This window comes from Prescottella equi, assembly GCF_020171745.1.
GTDB classification, from domain to species: domain Bacteria; phylum Actinomycetota; class Actinomycetes; order Mycobacteriales; family Mycobacteriaceae; genus Prescottella; species Prescottella equi_A.
In genome coordinates, this window is sequence record NZ_JAIVAH010000026.1 from 72,697 (window position 1) to 79,400 (window position 6,704).

Genomic DNA, 6,704 nt, shown 5'->3' on the forward strand with positions numbered 1-6,704 from the left:
CGGGTCAGGACCGCAGGTGCGCGAGCACCGCGAGGACGCGGCGGTGCCCACTGTCCGACGCCGCCAGCCCGAGCTTGGCGAAGATGTTGCCGATGTGCTTGCTCACCGCGGTGTCACTGACCACCAGTTTGCGGGCGATGTCGCCGTTGCCGAGTCCCTCGGCCATCAGGCCCAGCACCTCGGACTCGCGGGGCGTGAGGCTTCGTATCGGGTCGTCGGCGCGCCGCCGGCTCATCAGCTGTGAGATCACCTCGGGATCCATCACGGTGCCGCCGTCGACCACCCGGCGCAGCGCGTCGACGAACTCCTCGACCTTGCCGACGCGTTCCTTGAGCAGGTAGCCGACGCCGCCCGCGCCACCGGAGAGCAGTTCGCCCGCGTAGCGGTCCTCTACGTACGCGGACAGCACCAGTACCGGGAATCCGGGCCTGCGACGGCGGGCCTCGATGGCTGCCTTCAGCCCCTCGTTCGTGAACGTCGGCGGCATCCGCACGTCGAGCACCGCGCCGTCCGGCGGATCCGACTCGAAGGCGTCGAGGAACTTCTCGGCGTCGTCGACCGCGCCGGTCACCTCGATCCCGACGCTGCCGAGCAGCAGGGCGAGTCCCTCCCGCAGCAGCGCGTCGTCTTCGGCGATCAGAATCCGCACGGCAGTTCCACCTCGAGTTTCGTCGGCCCGCCGAGCGGGCTCTCCACGGTCACGGTCCCCTCGAACGCTGCCACGCGGCGACGGATCCCCGCCAATCCGCTACCCGGGCGCTCGACGGCGCCGCCCACGCCGTCGTCGAGCACGTCGATCACCATCGTCGCTCCGCCCTCGTCGTCGCGGGTCGCGATGGTCACCTGGACGCGCTCGGCGCCGCTGTGCTTCGCAACATTGGTGAGAGCCTCGGCGACGACGAAGTAGGCGGCCGCCTCCACTGCGGCCGGCGCGCGTCGCAGACCGTCGACGTCGAGCACACATGGCACGGCGCTGCGCCCGGCGAGGGCGGAGACGGCTCCGCCGAGACCGAGTTCGTCGAGCACGGGCGGGTAGATGTCGTGCACGAGGGTCCGCAGTTCCGACAGCGCGTCCGACGCGGCGTCCTGCGCTCGAAGGAGTTGCGGCAGAGCCTGATCGGGTGCGACACGCAGCGACCGCTCGGCCAGCCCGAGCATCATCACGACGGCGACGAGCCGGTTCTGGGCGCCGTCGTGCAGATCGCGTTCGATCCGCCGCAACTCGGCGGCGTGCGCATCCAGGGCTGCGGCCCGGCTCGCGGTGAGGGCCGTGACCCGTTCGGAGAGTTCGGTTTTCCGCCGTGGCGCCAACAAACCGGACGCGAGGGCACAGATGCCGCGGGCCATCGCGGGGATCAGCCACCACCCCAGCGCCGCGTAGGCGACGGCGAACAACGGCATCGGCGCGGCGCCCCACCACGAGGTGACCGGGTAGATGCTGCTCACAGGCTCGTCCGGCGGCAGTGCCCACCAGTAGAACGGGATGGCCAGGGTGTTGAGTGCCGCCAGCGGCAACGCGATCGCCAGCAGTCCCGTCGTCAGCGCCGCGATGGAGTGCACCGCGACCCATGCGAAGTCGCGTCGCGTGGACGGTGCGGTGAGCAGTCGACGGAGGTCGTCGAAGCCCGGGCGGTCCGGGATCGGCGGATAGCGCTCCCCCACCACGGTGCCGGTGTACAGCCCGGCTCGCTCGCGGGCCAGGCCCGCCCACCAGCGCAGCGCCCGCAGATACCACGGCACCGCGAGCCAGCCGACGATCAGGATCAGCGTCGCCGCGATCACCAAGCCGGCGACCAGGAAGCACATCGAGACGAGTGCGGCCGCGGCCTCCACCGCGAGGAAGCGGACGGCGCCCCATCTCACCTTCAGGCGTTCGGTCCACGTCATCGGTCCAGCATGCCGCACCGTCCACTCGATGTCGGTACAGCTGGCTACACCATCGAACGGCCACCGCCAGTCGTCTGCCACTCGTGCTCCTGCACGCGCATGGCCGGTGAGCGGTAGCCAGTCGGGCTCCGTGTTCCGTCGAGCCACGCGGTGAGACGCGCCGCCTGATCGTTCAGGGACTCTCGCGCCGCATCCGAGACCGGTTCAAGCAGGTGAACCCGGACGACCGCGTCCGGGTCCTGGTGCCAGCAGCCGACGATTCGGCCGTCGACCCAGGCGGTGGTGCCGGCGTTCCCCCGGGTGTCGAAGAGCTGGCCGCGGTGCGGTCCCAGGTAGAAGTCGCGGCCCTTCCAACCCATGACCGTCGGGTCCAGCGGCGGAAGGAGCGCCGTCCAGGGTGCGGTGTGCTCCACCACGTCGAGGTCGTCCGGCAGCAACCATCCGCAGCCCTCCCCGTCGAGAGCGACCTCGACGGCATCGAGCTCACGGAGCGCGCGGCGCACCACGGTCTTCGTCGCGCCGAGCCACCACACGATGTCGTCCTCGGTACCGGGACCGAACGCCCGCAACCACCGCCCGATCAGCTCGCGGTATCCGTCGTGCGAATCCGTCTCCGCGACAGGCGAACCGATCCACCGGGACGGGAGTTCCCAGAGCGGGCGCGCGGTGGGGAACCGTCCGGCGGACGGGCCGCGCACGATCACGCCCTCGGCACCGAGCAGTATGAGGACCTGCGGCGCCGACCACGTCTCCCCGGCGGTGGTGGGAACGGTCACGTCGATCAGCGGAACGGCGCGTCGGAGTTCCACAGCGGAGAGCGCGACGGGGCTCCGCTCGAGCGCCGCCGAGACCTCGATTCCTGCCCGGTCGAGCCAGGCGTTCCCGTTACCGGCCACGCCCGCGCACTCCAGGTCACGGGCCATCCGCGTCCGTTCGGTCGTGGCGACGCGCGCGGCGGCACTCGACAGCGCGGCCGGGAGGACGTCCCGAGGAAACGCGAACAGGGTTCGTCGCATCGCGAGCTGCTTGACCAGTGAGCGGTCGTCGTAGAGCGCGCGATCGATGTCCGCGATGCCGACACCCGGGACCCGCGCCCAGGTCGACAGGTAGACGGTCGGTGCGTCCGTGGCGTGCAGGGCCACGACCGACCGGGCCGCTTCCTCGGGCGAGCCGGCGGACCACCCGGGCGCGAGCGCGTGCCGGGCCGCGAGCCGCGCACGTCGTTCGCTGTCGGTCACCTGACGCATGGTTCCGAGCCTCCGGATCTCCTGTGGTGTCGTGGTGCGGAGGCGCCGAGTCCTCCGCACCGCGCACGGTACAGCCAGCTACACCATCGATCGGGTACCGCGCGGGATGTTCCGGGGCTCCGCCGATCCATAGCGTTCATTTCATGCCTCCCTTCGCTTCCACCCCACCGCTCGTGCAGAGCCCACCGCGGGCCGCCGTCCGCCTCGCCGACGTCAGCCGGACCTACGGATCCGGGCGCACCCAGGTCACCGCGCTCGACAACGTCAGTCTCACCCTCGCGCCCGGCAGCTTCACCGCGATCATGGGTCCGTCCGGGTCCGGCAAGAGCACGTTCCTGCACTGTGCCGCCGGCCTGGACCAGCCCACCCGCGGCTCGGTGTGGCTCGGTGACACCGAGATCAGCGCACTGAAGCCCAAGGCCCGCACGGTGTTCCGCCGCGATCACATCGGTTTCGTGTTCCAGGCGTACAACCTCATGGCCGCGCTGACGGTGGAGCAGAACGTCACGCTGCCGTTGCTGCTCGCCGGACGCACCGCCGACCGGGCCCACCTCGACCACGTGCTGGACGCCGTGGGGCTCGCCGACAAGCGCGACCGGCGCCCGGCCGAGATGTCCGGCGGTCAGCAGCAGCGCGTCGCGATCGCACGGGCGCTCATCACGCAGCCGCACGCGGTGTTCGCCGACGAGCCCACTGGCGCGCTCGACAGCCGCACCGGACGCCAGGTGCTGGACCTGTTGCGCCGCACCACCACCGACCTGGGACAGACCATCGTCATGGTCACCCACGATCCCGTCGCCGCCGCGCACGCCGACCGGGTCCTGTTCCTCGCCGACGGCCGGCTCGTCGGCCGGATGGACTCCCCCACGGCCGCCGCGGTCGCCGACCACATGACTCACCTCGGGGAGTGGTGAGCATGAGCGCCCCTCGACTACGCACCCTCGCCCGCGCCAACATCCGGCAACGACGCGGCGGCTTCGCGGCGGTGTTCGTCGCGGTGTTCTGCGCCGCCCTGCTCACGTGCGCGCTCGGCGTGCTGTTCGAGTCGGGCATCCGCGGCGGCGTCACCCCGCACCGGTACGCGGGCGCCGACGTCGTCGTCGGGGCAACCCAGGCCCTCGACGTGCGCGAGGATGTCGACCAGCCGTACCTCGAGCGCGCGCTACTGCCGGACACCGTGGTGGACGAGTTGTCCGGCGTGCCCGGGGTTCGGGCCGCGATCGCCGACGTCGGGGTTCCCCTCACGACCGACGACGGCACCACGGTGGACGCGCACGGCTGGGCGTCGGCGGCACTCGCGCCGTACGAGCTGACGGCCGGACGCGCGCCGGCAGCACCGGACGAGATCGTCACGACCGACGGTGCACCCGGTGACCGGATCACGTTGCGACACGGCGGAATCGGGGACGACTACACCGTCGTCGGTGTCGCCGCGGCACCCACCGCCGAGCCGGCGGACCGGCCGGCGTCGGTGTTCGTGTCCGACACGAAGGCGCGCGAGTTGTGGCCGCACGGCGACCGGGCCGCGACGGTTGGACTGCTCGCCGACGCCAGCACCGACCCGTCGGCCCTGGCCGACCGGGTGCGTGACCGCCTGCCCGGTCTCGACGTGCGCACCTACACCGGTAGCGCCCGCGGCGACGTCGAATACCTCGACGCCGGGGCCGCTCGCAGCGAACTGATGATGCTGTGCGGCTCGTTCGCCGGCCTGGCGATCCTCATCGCGATGTTCGTCGTCGCGAGCACGTTGTCGCTGTCCATCCAGCAGCGGCGCCGCGAGTTCGCGCTGCTCCGTGCGATGGGTGCCACGCCCGGACAGGTGCACCGCCTGATCGGCAGCGAGGTGCTGCTGGTCGCGGGCGTCGCTGCGCTGCTCGGTGCCGGTCCCGGCTACGCGCTGGCGCAGGTCCTGCGCGCCCAGTTCGCAGAGGCCGGCGTCCTGTCGTCGGACTTCGCACTCGCGTACAGCCCGGTCCCCGCCGTGATCGGCGTGCTGCTGGCCGTCGGCACCGCCCGGATCGCGGCCGCCGTCGCCGCCCGACGCCCGGCCCGGCTGGATCCCACCGAGGCCCTGCGCGAATCGGCGGTGGAACCGGCCACCATCGGCAAGGGACGACTGATCACCGGCGCCGTGTTCGGGCTCGGCGGACTCGCCACGTCGCTGCTGCCGGCGGTACTGCCCGGAGAGGCCGCACTCGCGGGTGCCGGCGCGTCGGCGGTGCTGCTGGTGATCTCGGTGGCGTTGCTGGGCCCGCGGTTGGTCGCGGGAGCTGTCCGACGGTTCGGTGGCCCGTTGCGGCGCAGTGCGTCACCGGCGCTGGTGCTTGCGGCCGCCAACTCCGGGGCGCGGGCGCGGCGTCTGGCCGCGGCGATCACCCCGCTGGCGCTGGCCATCGCGATCGGCTCGGTGCAGCTGTTCACCCAGGACACCGTCGCCGCGGCCGCCGACCACCAGTCCCGCAGCGGGATCACGGCCGACCTGGTCGTGACCGCACCGGCCGGGCTGGCCCCCGGACTCGTCGACCGGATCGCGTCGGATTCCGCTGTGCGCGCCGCCAATCCGATCGCGCGGAGCCAGGCCCTGTTCACGACCGGCGGCGAGTCGCCGTCCACCACGCCGTACCCGGTGCAGGGCATCGATCCCGCGGCCACGGGATCGACGCTCGACCTCGATGTCCGAAAGGGCGACCTCGAGCAACTCCGGGACGGCACCGTCGCGCTCAGCACGGACGCCGCGTTCTCGATGAGTGCCCGCGTGGGCGACACCGTCCCGTTGCGACTCGGCGACGGCACCCTCGTCACCCCTACGGTCGTCGCGACGTACGGCCGCGGACTCGGGTTCGGCGACGTGACACTGCCGATCTCGCAGGTCCGGGAGCACACCACGACGGGGCTGACCGACATGCTGCTGGTGACCACGGAACCCGGACGGATCGACGAGGCCCGCACCGCGATCACCGCGATGGGCGGCGTCGCGGTCTCGGACCGGGCGGAGTTCGCGGCCGCCGGCCAGGAGCAGCGCCGCACGCAGGCGTGGGTGAGCATCGTCGCGCTCGCCGTCCTGCTCGGTTACCTCGCGGTCGCCGTCGTGAACACGCTCGTGCTCGCGACCGCGGAACGGGGCCGCGAGTTCGCGCTGCTGCGACTCGTCGGCGCCAGCGGCCGGCAGGTGCGCCGGATGATGCGGGCGGAGTCGGTGATCGTGGTGACCGTCGCCGCGGTCGTCGGATCGGTGATCGCGCTGCCGCCGCTCGCGGGTGTCGCGGCGGCGGTGTCCGGGCGTCCGATCCCGAGCGTCGACCCGGTCGTCTACGCCCTGATCCTCGGGGTGACCGTCGTGCTGGGTCTCACCGCGATCGCGATCCCGACCCGGACCGCGATGCGGCAGGACCCGGTGACCGCGATCGGCACCCGCGAGTAGGCGCCGATCCTGAAGGATTCCTCTCGCTCTTGAACTGGTCCCCGATTGTTGGACTGGCTAAGTGAAAGCCTAGGCCGCGAGGGCCTGGGCCCGGTATTGGACCGGGCTCAGGCCCTCGAGTCGTGTCGAGATCCGTTCGGTGTTGTACC

At 72.0% G+C, this 6,704-nt stretch carries 6 protein-coding genes; 2 read left to right on the forward strand and 4 right to left on the reverse strand.

Annotated elements, in window-relative coordinates; translation table 11 throughout:
• Positions 1 to 4: 4 nt before the first annotated feature.
• Genes LCL87_RS21370 through LCL87_RS21380 form a run of 3 tightly spaced genes read right to left on the reverse strand, consistent with a single transcriptional unit; the run spans position 5 to position 3,134 of the window.
• Positions 5 to 649, reverse strand: a complete 645-nt coding sequence (locus LCL87_RS21370) for a response regulator transcription factor (RefSeq protein ID WP_225023455.1) — start codon at positions 647 to 649, stop codon at positions 5 to 7.
• A complete protein-coding gene (locus tag LCL87_RS21375) occupies positions 637 to 1,887 on the reverse strand; it encodes a sensor histidine kinase (protein ID WP_225023456.1) in 1,251 nt (416 codons plus the stop codon). The genes LCL87_RS21370 and LCL87_RS21375 overlap by 13 nt, the downstream gene beginning before the upstream one ends.
• Positions 1,888 to 1,931: 44 nt before the next feature.
• Positions 1,932 to 3,134: a winged helix DNA-binding domain-containing protein gene (locus LCL87_RS21380; RefSeq protein WP_225023457.1), complete on the reverse strand. Its 1,203-nt coding sequence runs from the start codon at positions 3,132 to 3,134 to the stop codon at positions 1,932 to 1,934.
• A 143-nt stretch (positions 3,135 to 3,277) separates the two neighbouring features.
• Here LCL87_RS21380 and LCL87_RS21385 point away from each other — a divergent pair, with 143 nt between their 5' ends.
• On the forward strand, positions 3,278 to 4,048 hold the full coding sequence (locus LCL87_RS21385; RefSeq protein WP_225023458.1) for an ABC transporter ATP-binding protein: 771 nt from the start codon (positions 3,278 to 3,280) through the stop codon (positions 4,046 to 4,048).
• A 2-nt stretch (positions 4,049 to 4,050) separates the two neighbouring features.
• Entirely contained in the window at positions 4,051 to 6,555 is a 2,505-nt protein-coding gene (locus tag LCL87_RS21390) for an FtsX-like permease family protein (RefSeq protein ID WP_225023459.1), read from the forward strand.
• 69 nt (positions 6,556 to 6,624) lie between these two features.
• Here the strand turns inward: LCL87_RS21390 and LCL87_RS25995 are convergent.
• Positions 6,625 to 6,704, reverse strand: an 80-nt coding sequence (locus LCL87_RS25995) for an IS3 family transposase (protein ID WP_510850832.1), incomplete at its 5' end; no start/stop codon positions are given.

What these genes read in the sequence shown, in the direction of transcription:
- LCL87_RS21375 (WP_225023456.1), bottom strand. Translation starts at nt 1,887, where the DNA reads ATGACGTGGACCGAACGCCTGAAGGTGAGATGGGGCGCCGTCCGCTTC.
- LCL87_RS21380 (WP_225023457.1), bottom strand. Translation starts at nt 3,134, where the DNA reads ATGCGTCAGGTGACCGACAGCGAACGACGTGCGCGGCTCGCGGCCCGG.
- LCL87_RS21385 (WP_225023458.1), top strand. Translation starts at nt 3,278, where the DNA reads ATGCCTCCCTTCGCTTCCACCCCACCGCTCGTGCAGAGCCCACCGCGG.
- LCL87_RS21390 (WP_225023459.1), top strand. Translation starts at nt 4,051, where the DNA reads ATGAGCGCCCCTCGACTACGCACCCTCGCCCGCGCCAACATCCGGCAA.